Below are 20136 nucleotides of genomic sequence, written 5' to 3' on the forward strand. Positions count from 1 at the left end.
TGTCGCAGCGACCGGGGGGTTTTCGTCATTTGCGCCCAATCCCATGGACCTGCCCAAGCTCAAACCCGGCCAACGTTTTCATCTGCCCCGTCCCGCCGGAGCGGCCGATGCGCTGCTGCTCGCACAACTGGCGGCGCGCGAGAAGGCCGCTGGCAGGCCCGTGGCCATCGTCACTGCCGACGCGACCGACGCGCAGCGCCTGATGGACGAGATGGCCTTCTTCGCACCCGAACTGCGCTGCGCCCTGTTCCCCGACTGGGAGACCCTGCCCTACGACGCCTTCTCGCCGCACCAGGACCTGATCAGCGAACGGCTGGCCACGCTCTGGCGCATCCAGCAGCGCGACAAGGACACCGGCGCCGACGTGGTGCTGGTGCCCGCCACCACGGCGCTGTACCGGCTTGCACCACCGTCCTTTCTGGCGGGCTACACCTTCCAGTTCAAGGTCAAGCAGAAGCTGGACGAAGCAAAGCTCAAGGGACAGCTCACGCTTGCCGGCTACAACCATGTGACGCAGGTGGTCAGCCCCGGCGAATACGCGGTGCGCGGCGGCCTGATCGACCTCTTCCCCATGGGCTCGCAGGTGCCCTACCGGGTCGACCTGTTCGACGACGAGATCGACTCGATCCGCACCTTCGACCCCGACAGCCAGCGCAGCCTCTACCCGGTGCCCGAGGTGCGGCTGCTGCCCGGCCGCGAGTTCCCGATGGATGAGCCGGCGCGCGCGCGTTTTCGCAGCCGCTGGCGCGAGCTGCTCGAAGGCGACCCGACCAAGAGCCGCATCTACAAGGACATGGGCAACGGCGTCGCCACCGCCGGCATCGAGTACTACCTGCCGCTGTTCTTCGAGGAGACGGCCACGGTCTTCGACTACCTCGGCGAGCAGGCCACCGTCGTGCTGCACGGCGACCTGGAGCCGGCCTTCCAGCGCTTCTGGCAGGACACGCAGGACCGCTACCGCCTGGTCCGCGGCGACCCCGACCGTCCCGCCCTGCCGCCCGAGAGCCTGTTCCTGTCGATGGAGCAGTTCTATGGCCAGGCCAACGCCCACGCGCAGCTGGCCATCCGCCCCGCGGTGGAAGACATCGCCGACAACGCGTTCGCACAGAAGCTGGGCGAGCTGGCCGCGGTGCGCGGTGCCGAAGACCCACTGTCGCGCCTGCACTGCCACATCCGCAACACCGCCCACCGCGTTCTGTTGCTGGCCGAGAGCGACGGCCGGCGCGAGAGCCTGCTGGACTTCCTGCGCGCCAGCGGCCTGAACCCGCCGGCGTTTGATTCGCTGACCGAGTTCCAGACCAGCGACGAAAAGGTCGGCATCGCCACCGCCGGTCTGACGGTCGGCTTCTCCTGGCTGGAAGCGGGCATCGACTTTGTCACCGAGACCGAACTCTTCGCCGCCGGCCCGACCACACGCCGCCGCAAGAAGCAGGAACAGGTCAGCGACGTCGATGCGCTGATCAAGGACCTGAGCGAGCTGAACGTGGGCGATCCGGTGGTGCACAGCGCGCACGGTATCGGCCGCTATCGCGGTCTGATCAACATGGACATGGGGGACAAGAATCCAGATGGCACGCCCGCGCTGCAGGAGTTCCTGCACCTCGAATACGCCGACAAGGCCGTGCTCTATGTGCCGGTCAGCCAGCTCAGCCTGATCGGCCGCTATACCGGCGTCAGCGCCGACGAAGCACCGCTGCACAAGCTGGGGAGCGGCCAGTGGGAAAAAGCCAAGCGCCGCGCGGCCGAGCAGGTGCGCGACGCCGCCGCCGAGCTGCTGAACATCTACGCGCGACGGGCCGTGCGCCAGGGCCACGCGTTCCGCTTCAGCGCGCAGGACTACGAGATCTTCGCCAACGACTTCGGCTTTGAGGAAACGGCCGACCAGAAAGCCGCCATCCACGCCGTGATCCAGGACATGATCAGCCCGCAGCCCATGGACCGTCTGGTCTGCGGCGACGTGGGTTTCGGCAAGACCGAAGTCGCCCTGCGCGCCGCCTTCGTGGCCATCACCGGTGGCAAGCAGGTGGCGTTTCTGGCTCCGACCACGCTGCTGGCCGAGCAGCACTACCAGACCCTGGTGGACCGCTTCGCCAAGTGGCCGGTGAAGGTGGCCGAGATGAGCCGCTTCCGCTCGCAGAAAGAAATCACCGCGGCAATGAAGGGCATCAACGACGGCAGCGTGGACATCGTGGTCGGCACGCACAAGCTGCTGTCGGAGAAGACGCAGTTCAAGAACCTGGGCCTGCTCATCATCGACGAGGAGCACCGCTTCGGCGTGCGCCACAAAGAGGCGATGAAGCAGCTGCGCGCCGAGGTGGACGTGCTGACGCTCACCGCCACGCCGATCCCGCGCACGCTGGGCATGGCGCTCGAAGGCCTGCGCGACCTGAGCGTGATCGCCACCGCGCCGCAGCGCCGCCTGGCCATCAAGACCTTTGTGCGCAACGAGGGTACGGGCGTGATCCGCGAGGCCGTGTTGCGCGAACTCAAGCGCGGTGGTCAGGTCTACTTCCTGCACAACGAGGTCGAGACCATCGAAAACCGCAAGCAGAAGCTGGAGGAAATCCTGCCCGAGGCGCGCATCGCCGTCGCCCACGGCCAGATGCCCGAGCGCGAACTGGAGCGCGTGATGCGCGACTTCGTGGCGCAGCGCTACAACCTGCTGCTGTGCTCGACCATCATCGAGACCGGCATCGACGTGCCCACGGCCAACACCATCGTGATGAGCCGCGCCGACAAGTTCGGTCTGGCCCAGCTGCACCAGCTGCGCGGCCGCGTGGGCCGCAGCCACCACCAGGCCTACGCCTACCTGCTGGTCCCGGACATCGAGGGCCTGACCAAGCAGGCCGCGCAGCGGCTGGACGCGATCCAGCAGATGGAGGAACTGGGCAGCGGCTTCTACCTGGCGATGCACGACCTGGAGATCCGCGGCGCGGGTGAGGTGCTGGGTGAGAACCAGAGCGGCAACATGCTGGAAGTCGGCTTCCAGCTCTACAACGAGATGCTGAGCGAAGCAGTGAGCGCGCTCAAGGCCGGGCGTGAGCCGGACCTGCTGAGCCCGCTGAGCGTCACCACCGACATCAACCTGCACGCCCCCGCCCTGCTGCCCAACGACTACTGCGGCGACGTGCACTTGCGCCTGAGCTTCTACAAGAAGCTCGCCACCGCCAAGACGGCGGACCAGGTCGATGGCCTGCTGGAAGAGATCGTCGACCGCTTCGGCAAACTGCCAGCGCAAACCCAGACCCTGATCGACGTGCACCGCCTGCGGGTGCTCTCGGCGCCGTATGGCGTGGTCAAGGTCGATGCGGCGCCAGGTGTCATCAACATCACCTTCCGCCCCAACCCGCCGATCGAGCCGATGAAGATCATCGAGCTGATCCAGAAGAACCGCCACATCAAGCTGGCCGGCAACGAGAAGCTGCGCATCGAACGCGCCCTGCCCGAAGTCAAGGACCGGGTGCAACTGGTGCGCGACGTGCTGCGTTCGCTGGGCCAGCCGCTGAAGACGGTAGCCACCGCCGGCGTGGCTTGATCTGCATCAATAACAGGAGCAACGCAGGCCTGCGTTCACTCGCCGTTCACACAGCGGCGATCAAACTTCAACACAGAAGCTTCAGCATCGAAGCCTTCAACTTGAAGGAAGAAAAATGAACCTGTCTGCCCAACGCCCCTGGATCACGCCCGTCGTCATCGGCGCCTTTACCCTGTCCGCCGTCACCGGCGTGCTGATGTTCTTTCATCTCGATTCAGGCCTGAACAAGACGGCCCACGAATGGCTCAGCTGGGCCATGGTGATCGGGGTCGGCCTGCACGTGCTGCTGAACATGCCGGCATTCAAGCGCTACTTCAACCAGAACACCGGTCGGACCATCATGGGCGTCTTCGCCCTGGTGCTGGCACTGAGCTTCATTCCAGCTGGCGGCGAAGGCGGCAGCGACCCCGGCTTTGCGCCGCCGGTCCGCGCACTCGCCAAGGCCCCGATCACCGTGCTGGCCCAGGTCGCCGGCACCAGCACCGAGGATCTCAAGGCGAAGTTGCAGGCCCAGGGCCTGGCAGTGACCAGCGACCAGCAGTCGGTGGCCGATCTGGTCGGGCCAGACCTGCGCAAGCAGATCGGCACCATCACCAAGGTGCTGCCAGCGGCCAAGTCCTGATCAGGGCGTCGTCCCGGCTCCCGCGATAATTCCGGGATGACCTCACCCACCGAATTCGCCCCCGGCCTGACCGTGCAGGGCGTCCAGACGCCCCTGAACCTGCGCGATTTCAAGCTGATCGCCTTCGACATGGATTCCACGCTGATCAACATCGAATGCGTGGACGAGATTGCCGACGCCGCCGGCCGCAAGGCCGAGGTGGCGGCAATCACCGAAGCCGCCATGCGCGGCGAGATCACCGACTACAAGGAGAGCCTGCGCCAGCGCGTCGCCCTGCTCAAGGGCGTGACCGAGGAACACCTGGCGCACGTCTACCGCTCGCGCCTGCGCCTGAACCCGGGCGCAGCCGAGCTGGTGCTGGCCTGCAAGGCGGCCGGCCTGAAGGTGCTGCTGGTCAGCGGCGGTTTCACCTACTTCGCCGAGCGCCTGCGCGACCGGCTGGCGCTCGATTTCGCCCGCAGCAACCAGCTGGAGATCGTCGACGGCCAGCTCACCGGCCGCCTGCTCGACCAGAGCTGGGGCGACATCTGCGATGGCGCGATGAAGCGGGAAACCCTGCTGCGCACCTGCAGCCTGATCGGCTGCTCGCCGTCGCAGGCGATTGCCATGGGCGATGGCGCCAACGACCTGGAAATGATGGGCGTGGCGGGCCTGTCGGTGGCCTACCGCGCCAAACCCAAGGTGCGCGCCCAGGCCAAGGTGGCCATCGACATGGGCGGGCTGGACCGCCTGCTCGAACTGTTCCAGCCCTGACCCGTTGGCGTCTCAGGCGGGTTCCGGCACGCTGGGCAGACCGGACAGCGCCATCGCCAGCTCCTTCTCGTCGTAGGCCTCGTCCTTGAGTTCACCGGCGAAGTACTTCTGGTACGACGCCATGTCGAAGTGGCCGTGGCCGCAGAGGTTGAACAGGATGGTCTCCGACTTGCCCTCGCGCTTGCAGCGCAGCGCCTCTTCGATCGCGCCCCTGACGGCGTGGTTGGCCTCCGGCGCCGGCACGATGCCCTCGGCGCGCGCGAAGGTCACGCCCGCCTCGAAACACTGGCCCTGGGTGTAGGCGGTGGCTTCGAGCAGGCCCAGCTCCTTGCAGTGACTCACCAGCGGCGCCATGCCGTGGTAGCGCAGACCGCCGGCGTGGAAGCCTGGCGGCGTGAAGGTGCTGCCCAAGGTGTGCATCTTGGTCAGCGGCGTCATGTGGCCGGTGTCGCCGAAGTCGTAGGCGTACTTGCCGCGCGTCAGCGACGGGCAGGCCGCCGGCTCCACCGCGACGATGCGAGATTTCCGACCGCCGCGCAGCGCATGGCCGATGAACGGGAAGGCGATGCCGGCGAAGTTGGAACCACCGCCGGTGCAGCCCACCACCACGTCCGGCCACGCGTCGGCCATCTGCATCTGCTCCATGGCTTCCAGGCCGATGATGGTCTGGTGCATCAACACATGGTTGAGCACCGAACCCAGCGCGTACTTGGTGTCCTCACGCTGCACCGCCAGCTCGACCGCTTCCGAGATCGCGATGCCGAGGCTGCCGGGGTGGTCGGGCCGCTGGGCCAGCACGCTGCGGCCGTACTCGGTCTGGTTGGACGGCGAGGGCAGACAGCGCGCGCCGTAGGTCTCCATCACGGCGCGGCGATAGGGTTTCTGGTCGTACGACACGCGCACCTGGAACACCAGCACCTCGAGGTCGAACAGCGAGCCCGCGAACGACAGCGAGGTGCCCCACTGGCCGGCACCGGTCTCGGTGGTCAGGCGCTTGACGCCGGCCTGCTTGTTGTAGAAGGCCTGCGGGATCGCGGTGTTCGGCTTGTGGCTGCCGGCGGGGCTGACGCCTTCGTACTTGTAGAAGATCTTGGCCGGCGTTCCCAACACCTTTTCCAGCCGGTGGGCGCGGTACAGCGGCGCCGGACGCCAGAGGCGGTAGATGTCGCGCACCGGCTCGGGGATCTCGATCTCGCGCTCGGTGCTGACCTCCTGCATGATCAGTTCCATCGGGAACAGCGGCGCCAGGTCGTCGGGGCCGATGGGCTGCAAGGTGCCGGGATGCAGCACAGCCGGCAGCGCCTTGGGCAGGTCGGCCTGGATGTTGTACCAAAACTTGGGCATCTGGTTCTCGTCGAGCAGGTACTTGGTTTGCAGACTCATGCGCTTCTCCTGAAGTTGGGTGAACAGGGTGGTACGGCGAACCGGGCCATTCTGGAAGCTGGCAGCGGTCAAGACCATCCGCGAAACGAACCCGGGTATCCGATAAGTGCAAAACCCCGGGTAATCACTAGCATGCAGCACATGGCCCCCAGCCCTGCCCCGTCCCCGCCGCACGCGCCCGCCTGGCTGGACCGCAGTGCGCCCGCAGGTGCAGCCTGGGCGCCACTGTTGGTACTCGCCTCCGACGACCTGGACGAAACGCGCGAGCAGATCGCGCGCATCTACAAGCCGCACGACCTGGCGGTGATCGGCAGCCACCAGCGCGTGCGCGCCCGCATGCACCATCGGGCGCTCGGCCCCTCGGTCTCGCTCAACCGGCTGGCCCACGGCGCCGCGGTGCGCATCGACCCGGACCGGCTGGACGACTTTTTCCTGGTGCAGATGCCGCTGGCCGGTGAGGCGGCTGTGTGGCACCAGAACGCGCGGCACCTCAGCGCCGCGGGCGAGGCAACGGTGATCTCGCCGCAGGACACGGTGCGCATGGAGTGGTCGGGCGACTGCGACCAGTTCATGCTGCGCATCGACCGCCAGAGGCTCTTGCACGTGGCCGCAGCGATCAGCGGCAGCGAACCGGCCGCCACCCTGCGGCTGGCGCCCCGGCTGGACCTGCGCCAGGGTTCGGGTGCGCACTGGTGGCAGCTGATGCACTACCTCGCCGCGCTGCTGCAGCCGGGCGGCGAACACCCGTCGACGGGCCTGCACACGGCAATGCTGGAAGACCATGTGCTGGCCATGCTGCTGCGGGTGGCCTGGGCGCCGGCCACGGTGAGCCGGGCACCCGCCAGCGCGACCGTGCCCCGGCTGCGGCAACTGGAAGACCACATCGAAGCCCACCTGGATCAGCCGCTGACGGTGGCCGATCTGGCGCGGGCGGTCAACAGCAGCGTGCGCCTGGTACAGCAGCTGTTCGCCCGCGAGCGCGGCACCACGCCGATGGCCCACATCCGCCGGCTGCGGCTGGAGCGTGTGCGCCACGACCTGCTGCACCCCGGACCGGACACCCGCGTGCTGCAGACCGCCGAGCGCTGGGGCTTCGAGCACCCCGGCCGCTTTGCCGCGGCCTACCAGCAGGCCTACGGCGAAAGCCCCAGCGCCACCCTCGCGCGCAGCCGCTGAGGTGGGCGCGAGCCGACATCAGTGCCGGGCATTGTGTTTCTTGCGGTGAATGTTCCGGCTTGCGCGGTCCTGCGCGTGTTCCATGCGCACCGCCTCCCGCCCGGTGACCTTGCCGTCGCTTTCCATGCGGTTCTCCATGTTGGCGATGTGCTGCTGCTGGTGTTCCAGACGGTTTTCTTCGCGCCGGGTCAGCTGGCCTGAGGCAACGCCCTGGTCGATGCGTTCGGCCTGTCGGGCCTGGCGGTTCTCGACGCGCTGGGCCTGGCGCTCGGCCGGCGTGACAGCCTGCGCAGCGGTGACGGCGCCCAGCGCCAGAACGGCTGCGGTGAGGGGTTTGAGCCAGAATGACATGGTGATTTCCTCCGTGGTGGTTCACGGACCACCCTGGCCCGTGTGCCTGTTGAACCGCCCGCGCAGCGCTCCCTTACGTCCCGCCGCCTTTCCCGAGGAAATTGATCGGAATGGCGTAAGAGCCGTGGAGTTTGCGGGTTGAACCGGTACAGCCCCACTGTTTTTGCCCTGCCCCATGCCGTTCCGGTTCCGCCACATGCTGTCCTGCTGCCTGCTGGCCCTGGCCACGTTCGGTCTGCCTGCGCAGGCCGCGCCCGTGCCGGTGCCCGACGCACAGGAATGGCAGCGGCTCACACCCGCGCAGCGGCTGCAGCGCCAGGCCGACATCCGCGAGCGGCTCAAGCGCGCCACGCCGCAGGAGCGGCAGGAGTTCCGCGAGCGGCTGCGCGAGCTGCTGGTCAGCCTGCCGCCGCATGAACGGCAGGCCCTGATCGACGACGCGCGCGAGCGCTGGCAGGCCATGAGCCCGCAGGAGAAGCAGCGCCTTGCCGACGAGCGCCGGGAGAAGCTGCGCGAGATGACCCCCGCCGAGCGCCGTGCCTTGCTGCGCGAACGGCGCGAGACGCTGGAGCGCATGACCCCGGCCGAACGCCGCGCGCTGCGCGAGAAGCTGCGCACGGAATGAGCAGCGACTGGGCCATGTGGCGCGCCGCCTGCCAGGGTCATGAAGCCAGCGCCGTCCAGCTGGTGCGCCGGCTCACGCCGCAGGCCATGGGCCTGGCCCGGCAGCTGCTGCGGCGCCAGGAGGACGCCGAGGACGTGGTGCAGGAGTCGTTCCTGCGCCTGTGGGGCGCACAACCCTCCGACACCCGGGGCGCGGCACTCGCGACCTACTTCAACACCATCGTGATCAACCGCTGCAAGACCTGGCTCGTGCAGCGCCGCGAGCTGAGCACCGACCCCGAACAGCTGGCCGAGTGGATCGACGCGGCCCCCCCAGGCGACGGGACCGACCACCGGGCCGGCGACGCGCTGGATGCCCCACGCCTGCAGGCCGCCATGCTCCGGCTGCCGGCCCGCCAGCGCATGGCCCTGGCCATGTGGGCCTACGCCGATGCCGACGCGGCCGGGATCGCGCGCTCGCTCGAACTCGACACGAACGCAGCCCACCAGCTGCTGCACCGGGCCAAGACGGCCCTGCGCCGATGCCTTCAGGAGACCCCGTCATGAACACGCCCTCCCCCCACGACCGCGACACCATGCGCGAAGAGGCGCTCAAGGGGCGCCTGAAGAACGCGCTGACGCACAGCCCCGACGAAGGCTCAGACGCCTTGCAGGCGCGCGTGCTCGCGCAATGGCGCCAGGCCCGCCCTCAAACGGTGGTGGTGACCTCGACTGGCCCATTGGCCTCGCTGCAGGCCGCCTGGCGCCAGCACCCGGTGCTGTGGACCGGCGCACTGGTGGCGCTGGCGATGGCGCTGTGGATGCTGCGCCCGGCGCAGGACCCGGCGCTGGAAGAACTGACGCAGCCCGATGTGCTGATGCTGATTTCCAATGGAGAGCTGTAGCGGGCCCTCATCCGCCCGCACGCTTGACCGTGTGGCCCTGGGCCTTGAGCGCCTCGATCACGCGCTCGACGTGGTCGCCCTGCACCTCGATCACACCGTCCTTGACCGTGCCACCGGTGCCACAGAGCGTGCGCAGCTGTTTCCCCAGCGCGGCCAGGCCGGCCGCATCCAGCGGCGCCCCCTTGACCACGGTCACGGCCTTGCCACCGCGGCCCTTGGTCTCGCGCGAGACGCGCAGCACGCCATCGCCCTTGGGCGCCGCGGGTTCGCCGCAGCGACACGACGCCACCGGCTGGCGGCAGCCGGGGCACATGCGGCCCGATTCGGTCGAATAAACGAGGCCGCCGGAAGAAGCTCGTGATTTCATGGACCGGGATCGTAGCGCGTCGCCGACAATCGTCCCATGCCGTTCTCCTCTCTGGGCCTTGTGCCCGCTCTCGCCCAGGCCGCTGCCGACCTGGGTTTTGCCGCCCCCACCCCAATCCAGGCCGAGGCCATCCCGCCGGTGCTCGCTGGCCAGGACCTGCTGGCCAGCGCCCGCACCGGTTCGGGCAAGACCGCCGCCTACGCCCTGCCCCTGCTGCAGCGCTGGCTGGACCGGGCGGACACCGGGCCACGCCGCACGCGGGCACTGGTGCTGGTGCCCACCCGCGAACTGGCGGCGCAGGTCGGCGAGGTGCTGCGCTCGCTGGCGCAGACACTGCCCCGGCGCCCGAAGCTGGTCGTCGCCTTCGGTGGCGTGTCGATCAACCCGCAGCTGATGGCGCTGCGCGGAGGCGCCGACGTGGTGGTCGCCACGCCCGGCCGGCTGCTGGACCTGGTGGACCACAACGGCCTGCGGCTGGATTCGGTGGAGCTGCTGGTGCTGGACGAAGCCGACCGCCTGCTCGACCTGGGTTTCGCGGAAGAACTGGCGCGTGTGCTGGGTCTGCTGCCAGCGCAGCGCCAGAACCTGCTGTTCTCCGCCACCGTGCCGCCGGCGGTCGAAGCCATGGCGCTGCAGCTGCTGCGCGAGCCGGTGCGGGTGGACGTGCCGACGCCGGACGACGACGCGGCCGCGCCGCTGGTGCAGCAGCGCGCGTTTGCGGTGGACGACAAGCGGCGCACCCAGCTGCTGCGGCAGCTGATGAAAACCGAGGGCTGGAAGCCGGTGCTGGTATTCGTGGCCACGCAGTACGCGGCCGAGCGCCTGGCCAACAAGCTGCACCACGGCGAGGTCTACGCCACGGCCTTCCACGGTGGCCTGAGCCAGGGCGCGCGTCAGACCACGCTGGGCGAATTCAAGGCCGGGCGCTGGGACGTGCTGGTGACGACCGATCTGGCCGCACGCGGCATCCACATCGACGGCCTGCCGGTGGTGGTGAATTTCGATCTTCCGCGCTCGGCGGTGGACCATGTGCACCGCATCGGGCGCACCGCCCGAGCGGGTCAGGCCGGCCTGGCGGTGAGCTTCGTGACCGCTGCGCAACTGGCGCACTGGCAGCTGATCGAAAAACGCCAGGGCCTGAGCCTGCCACTGGAAACGGTGGAAGGGTTCGAACCGACCGAAACGCCGCCCCCACCCTCACCAGGCAACGGCGGAGTCAAGGGCAAGCGGCCGAGCAAGAAAGACAAGCTGCGCGCACAGGCCGCGAAACCGTAGCCCCCACGCTCCGCCGCTGCGCGGGTCGCTGCCCCCCAAGGGGGCGCGTTTCGCCTTGGGGCTGCCCGGCGGCGAAACCCTTACTCTGCGTCGCTGGCGGCTTCAGGCTCGGCGCCCGCCGGGCGCGGCTTGCGCACGCCGGGCTTGGCCAGCAGCTCCACATAACACTGCGGGGCACCGTCCTTGGCCAGCGCGTCCAGCAGGTTCATCAGCTCGCCCGGATGCACCACCTGCGCGCTGTCCTTGTCAGGGCCGAAGCGGCAATCGAAGTCCCAGAAGTTGGCACCCTCGGGCAGATCTCGGCGGCGCTCGCGTTTCTGGTATTTGCGGATGTCGTGCTTGACGGCGTCGAGCACGCGGTCGGGATGCTTGCCCTCGGGGCGCAGCGGATAGGTTTTTCTCATGAATGTCCTTGGGTTGGGTGCGTTCGCCCCGGCAGGACGTGAAACGGACCCGGATTATGCGGGCAGCACGATGTCGTAGCCGCCTTCGTCGAGGTGGCGGTGCGGGCCGAACACGGCTTCGAGCGCCGCGGCTTCGGCCATCTGCCAGTGCTCCAGCACCGTGCGTTCTTCGACCGTCAGCGACTCGGGATCGGGCGTCTCGCCGTGCTGCGCCACGATGCCCAGGTAGGCCCGGTAGACCGGCGCCACCAGCGCCGCATCGCCCAGCGCGCCTTCCAGCGCCTCGCGGAACAGCCGCTCGGCGGCCTGGCGCTGGCCAGGTGGGGTGTCGTCGGGCACGTAGAGCTTGAGGGTGTAGGTCATGACGGGGCGGCAGGCACAATGACCGATTATCCCGTGACACCACCGCTCGCCAGCCCATGAACACCACCCGCTCCACGCCCGGCAAGGACGAGATCGCCCTGCTGCCCGAATTCCCCCGCCTGGGCCTGGACCGCATCGCGCTGGTGAACACCGCCGCGGCCGCGCGCGAGGCGGTGGCAGCGCTGCGCGACCACCCGCACTGGGGATTCGACACCGAGAGCAAGCCCACGTTCGTGCAGGGTGAGGTGTCCGATGGACCGCACATCCTCCAGCTGGCCACGCTGGAGCGTGCCTGGGTGTTCCAGCTGAACGACCCGGCCACCCGGGACCTGGCCGCGCAGGCGATGGCCGAGGGCGGATACGGCAAGGCCGGCTTTGGCCTGGGCGACGACACCAAGCGCATCCGCGCCAAGCTGGGCGTCGAACCGGTTGGGGTGGTCGAGCTCAACCACCTGTTCCGCGAGCGCGGCTACCGCAAGGACATGGGCGTCAAGGGTGCGGTGGCGGTGATGTTCGGGCAACGCTTCATCAAATCAAAGAAAGCCGCGACGTCGAACTGGGCCAACCCGCGCCTGACCGAGGGCCAGCTCATCTATGCGGCCAACGATGCCTGGGCCGCGGCCGTGGTGCACGAGGCGCTCAGGACTGGCGCGCCTTAGGTGGCCGGCTCTGGCGCAGCGGCGTGAGCAGCTCGCCCAGGCCGTTGTGGTCGATCTCGTGCATCAGGGCGATCAAACGCCCCAGCTCGCCCTTCGGGAAACCTTCGCGCGCGAACCAGTTGAGGTAGTTCCCCGGCAGGTCGGCGATCACCCGGCCCTTGTACTTGCCGTAGGGCATCTCCACCGTCAGCAGGCGCTCCAGTTCGGACGGGTTCATGGCGCAGCGTGCGCGCGGTCCAGCCAGTCGCGCACCGTGCGGTTGAACTGTTCGGGCTTCTGTTTCATGAGCCAGTGCCCGGCGTCCAGGCCGTGGGCCGCGCAACCCGGTGTGGTGCCCAGCTGCGCCAGCCAGCGCGCGGAATGAAACATGAAGGGCTTGCGCTTGCCGAAGAAGAACAGCGTGGGCAGCGTCGGACCGAACACCTTGTCGACCCGCGCCACGCCGCGCAGACCACCCAGGGTGCCGAACCACTGCATCGCGTAGGGGTAGTTCATCTGCCAGGCGATTTCCGCGGGGGGCGTGCGGCAGCCTATGGTGCGCGCCATCCAGCGCGTCATGCGGTTGGCCAGTCCGGGCAGCAGCGGCCCGAGCTTCCAGGCCACGGCCAGCCAGAGCTGGTAGCCCGCGATCATGGCCTTTTCTTTGGCGGTCAGCGACTTCAGGTAGGCGCCGGTGTTGGTGTCGCCGATGTCGGCCGCGACCACGCGCGCCACCCGGTCCGTGTTCCGCGCGGCATATTCGTAGCCGAAGAAGCAACCCCAGTCGTGCAGCATCAGGGTCACCTTGTGGTCGGGGCTGACGGCATCGACCACCGCGCCCACCAAAGCACACATGTCGTTCACCGACACCGGGCGCGGCGGCTGGCCCAGGTCGTAGCCCGGCAGGGCGAAGCGCACGCAGCGGTAGCCGTCTCGCAGCGCTGCCACCGACTCGTCCCACAGCGCGGGTGAATCGGGCCAGCCGTGCAACATGACCACGGTCGGTCCTTGGCCGTCGATCAGGACCTTGATGCCCTGCACGGTCAGCGTCTGCGTCATGTCGCGGTCTCCTCGGGTGATTCGAGCGGGCGATGGTAGCTTGGCGCAGATCAAGGGCGGTCGCGCCCGCGTCACCGACAATAGCGACCGCCATGCACCGCACCATCTTCACCACCCCGGTGGTCGCTCCCCTGCTGCGAGCGATGTCGACCGGCTTCCTGCGGCTCACCGGCTGGACCGTCGAAGGCCACCTGCCGCCCAGTGCCGCCAAGAGCGTCTTCATCGCCGCCCCGCACACCAGCAACTGGGACCTGCCCTACACACTGATGGTCGCGTTCGCGCTGCGCCTGAACCCCTACTGGATGGGCAAGGCCAGCATCTTCCGTTTCCCGTTTGGTGGTCTGATGCGCTGGCTCGGCGGCATCGCGGTCGACCGCACGAAGTCCAACAACCTCGTCGCCGCATCGGCCCAGGCCATCCAGGACGCCGACGGCCCGCTGCAGCTGATCGCGCCGCCCGAGGGCACGCGCAGCAAGACGCGCTACTGGAAGACCGGTTTCTACTACATCGCCACCACCGCCCAGGTGCCCATCATCCTGGCCTACATGGACTACGCGACCAAACGCAGTGGCCTGGGCCCGGTGTTCGAGCCGACGGGCGACATCGACGCCGACATGGTGCGCATCAAGGCCTTCTACCAGCCGTTCCAGGGCAAGAACGCCACCCAGTTCACCGGCGACTGAGCCGCCCGACCTGTAACACGACTACAAAAGGTTTCATTCCGATCTGCAAAACCGTCCCGCAGATTGGGTACTCTGGCGGGGTGAGCCGCCAGCATTCCGTTTTTCAAGGGCCTCTGTCCACCCTATCGACCCTGTCCAGCACCTTGCGTGAAGGCCTGGGGTCGCTGCTGCTGGGCGTCGAGAAGGTCCGCCACAACGACGCCGATGTGGCGCGCATCCGCCTCGCCATGCTGCGCCTGCATGGTGAGGACGGGCGCCTGAACAACCCCCGGCTGCACCAACGGCTGCACCACACCCGTGATGCGGAAGGCCTGTGGTACGCACGGGCCGAGCTGTACGCCGATCTCTGCCAGCGCCACAACGAACCGCACGCGATCCGCGCGCTGGAATCGCTGCGCCCCATGTTCCGGGGTACTCTGCCCGACAGCCTGCTGCGGTCCCGGATGCCCGGGAGCTGAACCCGCCGGCGACCGCCCCCGCGGCCTATCTGCCAGCAATCAGGGTCAGACGGCTGCGCCCAGCCGGCCCACGCCTTCTTCGATCTTGTCCAGCCCCACCGTCGCGAACGACAGGCGCAGGGTCGCGTGGTCGGGGTTGTTCGCGTAGAACGGCGCACCCGGCACGAAGGCCACGCCCTTGTCGATGGCGCGCTTGGCGAGTTCACCACCATCGGCCACCTTGCCGCCCGCACCCGTGAGTCGGGCCCAGACGAACAGGCCACCCTGCGGTTGCACGAATTCAATCGCGTCGCCCAGTTCGCGGCGCAGGGCGTTGCCCATGGTGGCGGCGCGCTCGGCATAGACCGCGCGCACCTTGGCCAGCGTGGCGGGCATGCGTCCGGCCTTGAGGTATTGCGCCGCGGTGGCCTGGGCGAAGGTGCTGGTGTGGGCGTCGCTGAACTGCTTGCACATGGTGGCCTTGGCCAGCAACTCGGCCGGACCGACCATCCAGCCCACACGCAGACCGGGGCTCAGCACCTTGCTCAGGCTGCCGCAGTGCACCAGGCGCTCGCGGCTGCCGGGCACGCTGGCGCTCAGGGCCAGCAGGCTGGGGGGCGGGGCGTCTCCGAAGTACAGATCGCCGTACGGGTCGTCTTCCACCACCAGCACGTTGTGCTGCACGGCGAGTTCGAGCACGCGCTTGCGGCGCTCCAGGCTGAGCATGGCTCCACTGGGGTTACCGAAGGTGGGAATCAGGTAGATGAACTTGGGCTTGTGTTCGACGATGAGCTTTTCCAGCCGGTCGGTGTCCACGCCCTGCCCGTCCACCGGCGCCGTCACCAGCTGCGCGCCGTACAGGCGGAAGCACTGGATGGTGGCCAGGAAGGTCGGGCCTTCGACGATGACCTTGTCGCCGGGCGAGACCAATGTCTTGCCCAGCAGGTCCAGCGCCTGCTGGCTGCCGGTGGTGACGATCAGGTTCTCGGCCGCCACCCCTTGGTTGCCCTTGCCGGTCATAAAGGCAGCGAGCTGTTCGCGCAGCGGGTTGTAGCCCTCGGTGGCGCCGTACTGCAGGGCGCCGCCGGCTTCTTCGGTCAGCGCAGCGTTGACGGCTTCGCGGATGCCGTCAACATCAAACATGGCGCTGTCGGGAAAGCCCCCGGCAAAGCTGATGATGCCGGGCTTGCCCAGCAGCTTGAAGAGTTCGCGGATGGCGGAGGTTTCGACGTTGTTCAGACGGTCGGCAAACGGGATGGCAAAGCTCATGCGGAGGTCTCTGAAGAGGAATGGAAAGGTGGCGAAATGGTAGCGCCCGGCCCGGAACTGGGATGAAAAGGCAGCGGATATCGGACTTTGACCCTCTGGCCGTTCCGGAAAAATAGGCGCCATGAGCCCCACTGCCGACCGGAGCCCGCGATGACCGCGGCCGAATTCTTCAAGGACCTGACCCTACCGGTCATGCCCGAGGTCGCGCACGACCTGATCCGCTCGCTCAACCAGGAGGACGTGCCCCTGTCGCATCTGTGCGAGGCCATCGCCCGCGATCCCGCGCTGGCGGTGCACCTGCTGCGGCTGGCCAACAGCGCGCACTACGGCAACCGCGAGAAGGTGGGCTCGATCGAGGACGCGATTGCCCGCGTCGGCACGGCGCAGGTGCGCGCACTGGCGCTGGCCTCGATGTTCAACGACGCCTTCCCGATCACCCCCGGCCTGGACCGCCAGACCTTCTGGCGCGAAAGCCAGGAGCGCGGTGGCATGGCGCAGTGGCTGGCCAGCGGCGTCGGCTCCGACAGCCAGCAGGCCTGGCTGACCGGTTTCATGGTGCGTTTGGGCGAGCTTCTTATGGGCATGAAGACACCCCAATGCATCGCGGAGTTCGAACGCCAGCCCTGCCCGCCCGGCGCGCGCTGGGAGCGCGAGGCCGCCCTGATGGGCTTCACCGAAGGCCAGGTCAGCGCGGAACTGGCCCGCGCCTGGAACTTCCCCGACGAAATGATCCGCGCGCTGGACGCGGCCGCCAACCCGATGGCGGCCCAGCCGTTTTCGCGCCTGGGCGCGGTGCTGCACGTGGCCGAACTGCTGGCGGCCGTGCCCATCCCCTCGTTCGAAACGGTCGACGAACTGCCCTCCGACGTGCTGGCCGCCCTGGAGGTGGACGCCGACTGGATGCGCCAGCGGCTGCCGCAGGCGCAGCGCTACGTGGAGGCCTCGCGCCTGCACTGAGCCCGGCACTACACTGCGCGGCATGAAACCCGCGCAGATCGAAACCTTCTTCGCCACCCTCCAGGCCGCCAACCCGCACCCCGTCACCGAACTCGAATACACCAGCGTGTTCGAGCTGCTGGCCGCGGTGCTGCTCTCGGCCCAGGCCACCGACGTGGGCGTCAACAAGGCCACGCGCAAGCTGTTCCCGGTGGCGCACACGCCGCAGCAAATCCTGAATCTCGGCCTAGAAGGCCTGGAGTCGTACATCAAGACCATCGGCCTGTACCGCAGCAAGGCCAAGCACCTGATGGAGACCTGCCGCATCCTGGTGGAGCGCCATGGCGGCCAGGTGCCGCGCACGCGCGAGGCACTCGAAGCCCTGCCCGGCGTGGGCCGCAAGACGGCCAACGTCGTGCTCAACGTGGCCTTCGGCGAACCGACCATGGCGGTGGACACGCACATCTTCCGCGTCGGCAACCGCACCGGCCTGGCGCCGGGCAAGACGCCGCTGGCGGTGGAGCAGCAGCTGCTCAAACGCATCCCGGCCAGGTACCTGGTGGACGCGCACCACTGGCTGATCCTGCACGGACGCTACGTGTGCCAGGCGCGCAAGCCGCTGTGCCACCAGTGCGCCGTGTCCGCCTGTTGCGATTTCAGGCCCAAGACGACGGGCTGAGGCCCGCCCGTCCCGGTTCCGGCGCTCACAGCAGCGCCTGTGTGATCGCGTGCAGCAGCAGCCCCACCAGCGCGCCCACCAGGGTGCCGTTGATGCGGATGAACTGCAGGTCGCGCCCAATATGTTCTTCCAGCACGCGGCTCATGTCCTGTGCATCCCAGATCTGCACGCGCTGCGCCACGAAGCCGACGATGGCTTCGCGGCTGCCCTCCAGCACCCGCAGCAGCACCTGTTGGGCCTGCGCGTTGAGCCAGTCGCGCAAGGCCTCATCGGCCAGCAACCGCCGGCCCGCCGCCTGCGCCACCCGCGCGCAACGGCCGCCCAGGTCGGACTCGGGACGGGTCGCTTCCTCGCTCAGTCGGTTCACCACCTCGTGCCACCAGGCCTCGATCGGCTGATTCCACGACGGCTGGTCCAGCCAGGCATCGCGCCAGACCGCCACCCGCTGCTGCCAGTCGGCGTCGGTCTGCAGACGCTCGATGGCGTCGGCCATCCAGTCGTCGAAACGGCGGCGCAACTCGTGCTCCGGGTCCGCCGCCACGTCGGAGAGCGTGTGCGTGAGCGCGGCCACCAGCTTGCGCGTGGCCAGGCGGGCGGCCATCTGGTCCAGTCCGACGTATTTGAGTTCCTTGAGCTCCCGCGCGATGCGGTCGGTGAGCTGCTCCTGCACCTGCGGCTGCTCCGCCCATCGCGCCATCTGCTGCAGCAGCCCGTCCAGCCACTGCTGGTGATGCCCGTCACGGGTGAGCGCCGCCAGCGCCTGGCCGCCCAGCGTGGCCACATCCACCTGCCTCAGCAGACGCTGCGCCAGGCCGGCGATCCATTGCCGGACATCGCTCTGGTCCAGCGCACCGAGCACAGCGGGAATGGACTGCTGCATCCAGCGTCCCACCCGCTGGGCCGATTCGGGCTGTTCCAGCCACTGTCCCAGCTCTCGCGCCAGGTCCCAGCGCGCCAGCATGGGCTGCACATGCTCGGCGGTGAGGAAGTGCGTGCCGAGAAACCGCGCCAGCTGAGCGCCCAGACGGTCCTTGTTGGACACGATGATCGCCGTGTGCGGAATGGGCAGGCCCAGCGGATGGCGGAACAGGGCGACGACCGCAAACCAGTCGGCCAGCGCCCCCACCATCGCGGCCTCGGCCGCTGCCGCGACATAGCCCCATGCGACATGGCGCGGCTCCATCAGCGTGGCGCCCACGTACACCCCGGCCGCCAGCAGCAGCAAACCCAGCGCCAGGGCCTTCATGCGGTCAACCGGGCTGAACGACGCGGAACGGGAACCATCCATAGGCCCGAGTGTGCCCTCTCGCGGCGGACCTGCGCCTCAGACCTCAAGCACCATCCACTCGCCCGTCTGGGGTGCGTCACGCGGCCATTCCCTGGCGGATGCGATGGGGCGGCGCCCGTGCTGCGCGAGATGCATCGCCGAGCGGATCACGCCCGCGTGGGTGATCCACAGCGCCTCGCCGCCCTCGCCAACAGTCGCGCGGGTGTCGTCCAGCGCGTCGGCCACCCGGTCCATCAGCTCGTGCACGCTCTCGGCGCCGCCGAAGCGGTGCCGCGCGAAGTCGTCCATCCAGGTGTCGAACGCGGTGCGGGGCACAGCATCCCAGGCGGTCTGCTCCCAGGTGCCGAAGTCCATCTCGCGGATGCGCGGGTCGGTCTGTGCCAGGCCCAGGTCGGGGCGGTGCGCCCGCAAGGCCTGGTGCAGCTGCTGCGCCCGCCCCAGGTCCGACACCCGCACTGGCAGGCCGGCCGGCAGCAGCGGTGCGATGGCCTGCGCCGCCTCGGCGGTCAGGGCTGGGTCGGCCGGCACGTCGCTGGCGCCGTAGCACAGGCCCGGCGGCAGCACCACCCGCGCATGGCGCAGCAGCCAGAGCTTCATGGCGCTGCGGCGGGGAGGGCCAGCGACAGCGCGAACAGGAACGCGATCTCGCTCACCTGCTGCGTGGCGCCCAGGCCGTCACCCGTGAAACCCTGCAGCCGCCGGCGCAGCAGCCGGCCCATCCACAGCAGACCCAGCAGAGCCCCCAGCACCGCCTGCGCCCAGCGCACCGACGGCAGCAGCGCCACCACCAGGCCCATGGCCAGCGCCCACCAGAGCACGCCCACCGCCAGCGCGCCGCGCCCGATGCTCTCGGCCAGCGGCTTGGATTTGGAACTCGGCGTGTCGCCCACGTGCTGCATCGTGTGGATGACGAACAGCGGCATCAGGCGCGAGGTGACGTGGCCGGCGAACAGCGCCACCGCAGCCACCAGCGCCCCGCCCGACTGCGCGATCAGGGCCAGCACCGCCACCTTCGAGAACAGCGCCAGCACCAGCGCGATGGCGCCGAAGCTGCCGATGCGCGAGTCCTTCATGATTTCCAGAGCACGCTCGCGGTTCGACGAACCGCCCAGGCCATCGGCCAGGTCGGCCAGCCCGTCCTCGTGAAACGCGCCGGTCAGCAGCACGCTGAACACCGTGCTCAGCAGCGCCGCCACCCAGGGCGCGGCAGGCTGCGCTGGCAGCCACCACCAGACCGCGGCAAACACCACCGCGGTGGGCAGCCCCACCACCCAGCCCACGCCGGGGAAGTGGGCCGCGCTGGCACGCAGCATGGCCGGTGAAAAACCCACCCAGTCCGCCAGCCGGCCGGTGACCGGGATGCGGGTGAAGAACTGGACCGCGATGAGAAAGTGACGGATGAAGGCCATG

24 protein-coding genes are annotated in these 20136 nt (G+C 68.7%); 13 read left to right on the forward strand and 11 right to left on the reverse strand.

The window, feature by feature from the left end; translation table 11 throughout:
• The first annotated feature begins 43 nt into the window (after positions 1-43).
• The 3 genes from mfd to serB all read left to right on the forward strand — a co-directional run bounded on the left by mfd (position 44) and on the right by serB (position 4910).
• Positions 44-3535, forward strand: coding sequence for a transcription-repair coupling factor (gene mfd / locus HFL01S_RS15305; RefSeq protein WP_066260188.1), 3492 nt, complete (start codon positions 44-46; stop codon positions 3533-3535).
• Positions 3536-3650: 115 nt separating this feature from the next.
• The gene (locus HFL01S_RS15310) at positions 3651-4157 is read left to right on the forward strand and encodes a DUF4405 domain-containing protein (protein WP_066260191.1); all 507 of its coding nucleotides are present in this window, start codon (positions 3651-3653) and stop codon (positions 4155-4157) included.
• Positions 4158-4193: 36 nt separating this feature from the next.
• Positions 4194-4910, forward strand: coding sequence for a phosphoserine phosphatase SerB (gene serB, locus HFL01S_RS15315; RefSeq protein WP_066260192.1), 717 nt, complete (start codon positions 4194-4196; stop codon positions 4908-4910).
• Positions 4911-4922: 12 nt separating this feature from the next.
• Here serB and HFL01S_RS15320 read toward each other — a convergent pair whose 3' ends face one another.
• Positions 4923-6293 carry a TrpB-like pyridoxal phosphate-dependent enzyme gene (locus tag HFL01S_RS15320; protein ID WP_174525249.1) on the reverse strand — a complete coding sequence of 457 codons (1371 nt, stop codon included), beginning with the start codon at positions 6291-6293 and terminating at the stop codon, positions 4923-4925.
• Between the two features lie 141 nt (positions 6294-6434).
• On the opposite strand from HFL01S_RS15320, the gene HFL01S_RS25135 reads away from it, so the two are divergent.
• Entirely contained in the window at positions 6435-7469 is a 1035-nt protein-coding gene (locus tag HFL01S_RS25135; protein ID WP_169802343.1) for an AraC family transcriptional regulator, read from the forward strand.
• 18 nt (positions 7470-7487) lie between these two features.
• Here the strand turns inward: HFL01S_RS25135 and HFL01S_RS15330 are convergent, their stop codons facing one another.
• The gene (locus HFL01S_RS15330; RefSeq protein WP_066260198.1) at positions 7488-7820 is read right to left on the reverse strand and encodes a hypothetical protein; all 333 of its coding nucleotides are present in this window, start codon (positions 7818-7820) and stop codon (positions 7488-7490) included.
• Positions 7821-7995: 175 nt separating this feature from the next.
• Between HFL01S_RS15330 and HFL01S_RS15335 the strand changes: the two genes are divergently transcribed.
• From HFL01S_RS15335 to HFL01S_RS15345, 3 genes are read left to right on the forward strand one after another with little or no spacing between them, the layout of a single operon-like run.
• Complete coding sequence (locus HFL01S_RS15335; RefSeq protein ID WP_084383359.1) at positions 7996-8445, forward strand: DUF3106 domain-containing protein; 450 nt, start codon at positions 7996-7998, stop codon at positions 8443-8445.
• Complete coding sequence (locus HFL01S_RS15340; protein ID WP_066260199.1) at positions 8442-8990, forward strand: RNA polymerase sigma factor; 549 nt, start codon at positions 8442-8444, stop codon at positions 8988-8990. The genes HFL01S_RS15335 and HFL01S_RS15340 overlap by 4 nt, the downstream gene beginning before the upstream one ends.
• On the forward strand, positions 8987-9328 hold the full coding sequence (locus HFL01S_RS15345) for a hypothetical protein (protein ID WP_066260201.1): 342 nt from the start codon (positions 8987-8989) through the stop codon (positions 9326-9328). The genes HFL01S_RS15340 and HFL01S_RS15345 overlap by 4 nt, the downstream gene beginning before the upstream one ends.
• 7 nt (positions 9329-9335) lie before the next feature.
• Here the strand turns inward: HFL01S_RS15345 and HFL01S_RS15350 are convergent, their stop codons facing one another.
• On the reverse strand, positions 9336-9695 hold the full coding sequence (locus HFL01S_RS15350) for a translation initiation factor Sui1 (protein WP_066260202.1): 360 nt from the start codon (positions 9693-9695) through the stop codon (positions 9336-9338).
• A 36-nt stretch (positions 9696-9731) separates the two neighbouring features.
• Here HFL01S_RS15350 and HFL01S_RS15355 point away from each other — a divergent pair, with 36 nt between their 5' ends.
• Positions 9732-10970, forward strand: coding sequence for a DEAD/DEAH box helicase (locus tag HFL01S_RS15355; protein WP_066260205.1), 1239 nt, complete (start codon positions 9732-9734; stop codon positions 10968-10970).
• 80 nt (positions 10971-11050) lie between these two features.
• Here the strand turns inward: HFL01S_RS15355 and HFL01S_RS15360 are convergent, their stop codons facing one another.
• A complete protein-coding gene (locus tag HFL01S_RS15360) occupies positions 11051-11374 on the reverse strand; it encodes a DUF6172 family protein (protein ID WP_066260206.1) in 324 nt (107 codons plus the stop codon).
• A 54-nt stretch (positions 11375-11428) separates the two neighbouring features.
• Complete coding sequence (locus HFL01S_RS15365) at positions 11429-11737, reverse strand: hypothetical protein (protein ID WP_066260208.1); 309 nt, start codon at positions 11735-11737, stop codon at positions 11429-11431.
• Positions 11738-11793: 56 nt separating this feature from the next.
• Here HFL01S_RS15365 and HFL01S_RS15370 point away from each other — a divergent pair, with 56 nt between their 5' ends.
• The gene (locus tag HFL01S_RS15370; RefSeq protein ID WP_066260210.1) at positions 11794-12396 is read left to right on the forward strand and encodes a 3'-5' exonuclease; all 603 of its coding nucleotides are present in this window, start codon (positions 11794-11796) and stop codon (positions 12394-12396) included.
• Here HFL01S_RS15370 and HFL01S_RS15375 read toward each other — a convergent pair.
• Positions 12377-12613, reverse strand: coding sequence for a DUF3820 family protein (locus HFL01S_RS15375; RefSeq protein ID WP_066260214.1), 237 nt, complete (start codon positions 12611-12613; stop codon positions 12377-12379). The genes HFL01S_RS15370 and HFL01S_RS15375 overlap by 20 nt on opposite strands.
• Positions 12610-13434 (reverse strand): alpha/beta fold hydrolase, encoded by an 825-nt coding sequence (locus HFL01S_RS15380; RefSeq protein WP_066260220.1) that lies wholly within the window; start codon positions 13432-13434, stop codon positions 12610-12612. Before HFL01S_RS15380 ends, HFL01S_RS15375 begins: the two co-directional genes overlap by 4 nt.
• A 92-nt stretch (positions 13435-13526) precedes the next feature.
• Here HFL01S_RS15380 and HFL01S_RS15385 point away from each other — a divergent pair, with 92 nt between their 5' ends.
• On the forward strand, positions 13527-14117 hold the full coding sequence (locus HFL01S_RS15385; RefSeq protein WP_066260223.1) for a lysophospholipid acyltransferase family protein: 591 nt from the start codon (positions 13527-13529) through the stop codon (positions 14115-14117).
• 143 nt (positions 14118-14260) lie between these two features.
• Positions 14261-14575, forward strand: coding sequence for a hypothetical protein (locus HFL01S_RS15390; RefSeq protein WP_066260225.1), 315 nt, complete (start codon positions 14261-14263; stop codon positions 14573-14575).
• A gap of 45 nt (positions 14576-14620) precedes the next feature.
• On the opposite strand, the gene HFL01S_RS15395 is transcribed toward HFL01S_RS15390, so the two are convergent.
• On the reverse strand, positions 14621-15811 hold the full coding sequence (locus HFL01S_RS15395; RefSeq protein WP_066260433.1) for an aminotransferase-like domain-containing protein: 1191 nt from the start codon (positions 15809-15811) through the stop codon (positions 14621-14623).
• A gap of 162 nt (positions 15812-15973) precedes the next feature.
• On the opposite strand from HFL01S_RS15395, the gene HFL01S_RS15400 reads away from it, so the two are divergent.
• Positions 15974-16780, forward strand: a complete 807-nt coding sequence (locus HFL01S_RS15400; RefSeq protein WP_066260228.1) for an HDOD domain-containing protein — start codon at positions 15974-15976, stop codon at positions 16778-16780.
• Between the two features lie 22 nt (positions 16781-16802).
• Complete coding sequence (gene nth, locus HFL01S_RS15405; protein ID WP_066260231.1) at positions 16803-17438, forward strand: endonuclease III; 636 nt, start codon at positions 16803-16805, stop codon at positions 17436-17438.
• A gap of 25 nt (positions 17439-17463) precedes the next feature.
• Here the strand turns inward: nth and HFL01S_RS15410 are convergent, their stop codons facing one another.
• The 3 genes from HFL01S_RS15410 to cobS all read right to left on the reverse strand — a co-directional run bounded on the left by HFL01S_RS15410 (position 17464) and on the right by cobS (position 20135).
• Positions 17464-18684, reverse strand: a complete 1221-nt coding sequence (locus HFL01S_RS15410; protein WP_066260237.1) for a DUF445 domain-containing protein — start codon at positions 18682-18684, stop codon at positions 17464-17466.
• 78 nt (positions 18685-18762) lie between these two features.
• Positions 18763-19323, reverse strand: coding sequence for a histidine phosphatase family protein (locus HFL01S_RS15415; RefSeq protein WP_066260239.1), 561 nt, complete (start codon positions 19321-19323; stop codon positions 18763-18765).
• The gene (gene cobS / locus HFL01S_RS15420) at positions 19320-20135 is read right to left on the reverse strand and encodes an adenosylcobinamide-GDP ribazoletransferase (protein ID WP_066260241.1); all 816 of its coding nucleotides are present in this window, start codon (positions 20133-20135) and stop codon (positions 19320-19322) included. The genes HFL01S_RS15415 and cobS overlap by 4 nt, the downstream gene beginning before the upstream one ends.
• Between the last annotated feature and the right edge of the window lies 1 nt (position 20136).

The sequence above is a fragment of the Hydrogenophaga flava NBRC 102514 genome, assembly GCF_001571145.1.
Lineage (GTDB): Bacteria > Pseudomonadota > Gammaproteobacteria > Burkholderiales > Burkholderiaceae_C > Hydrogenophaga > Hydrogenophaga flava.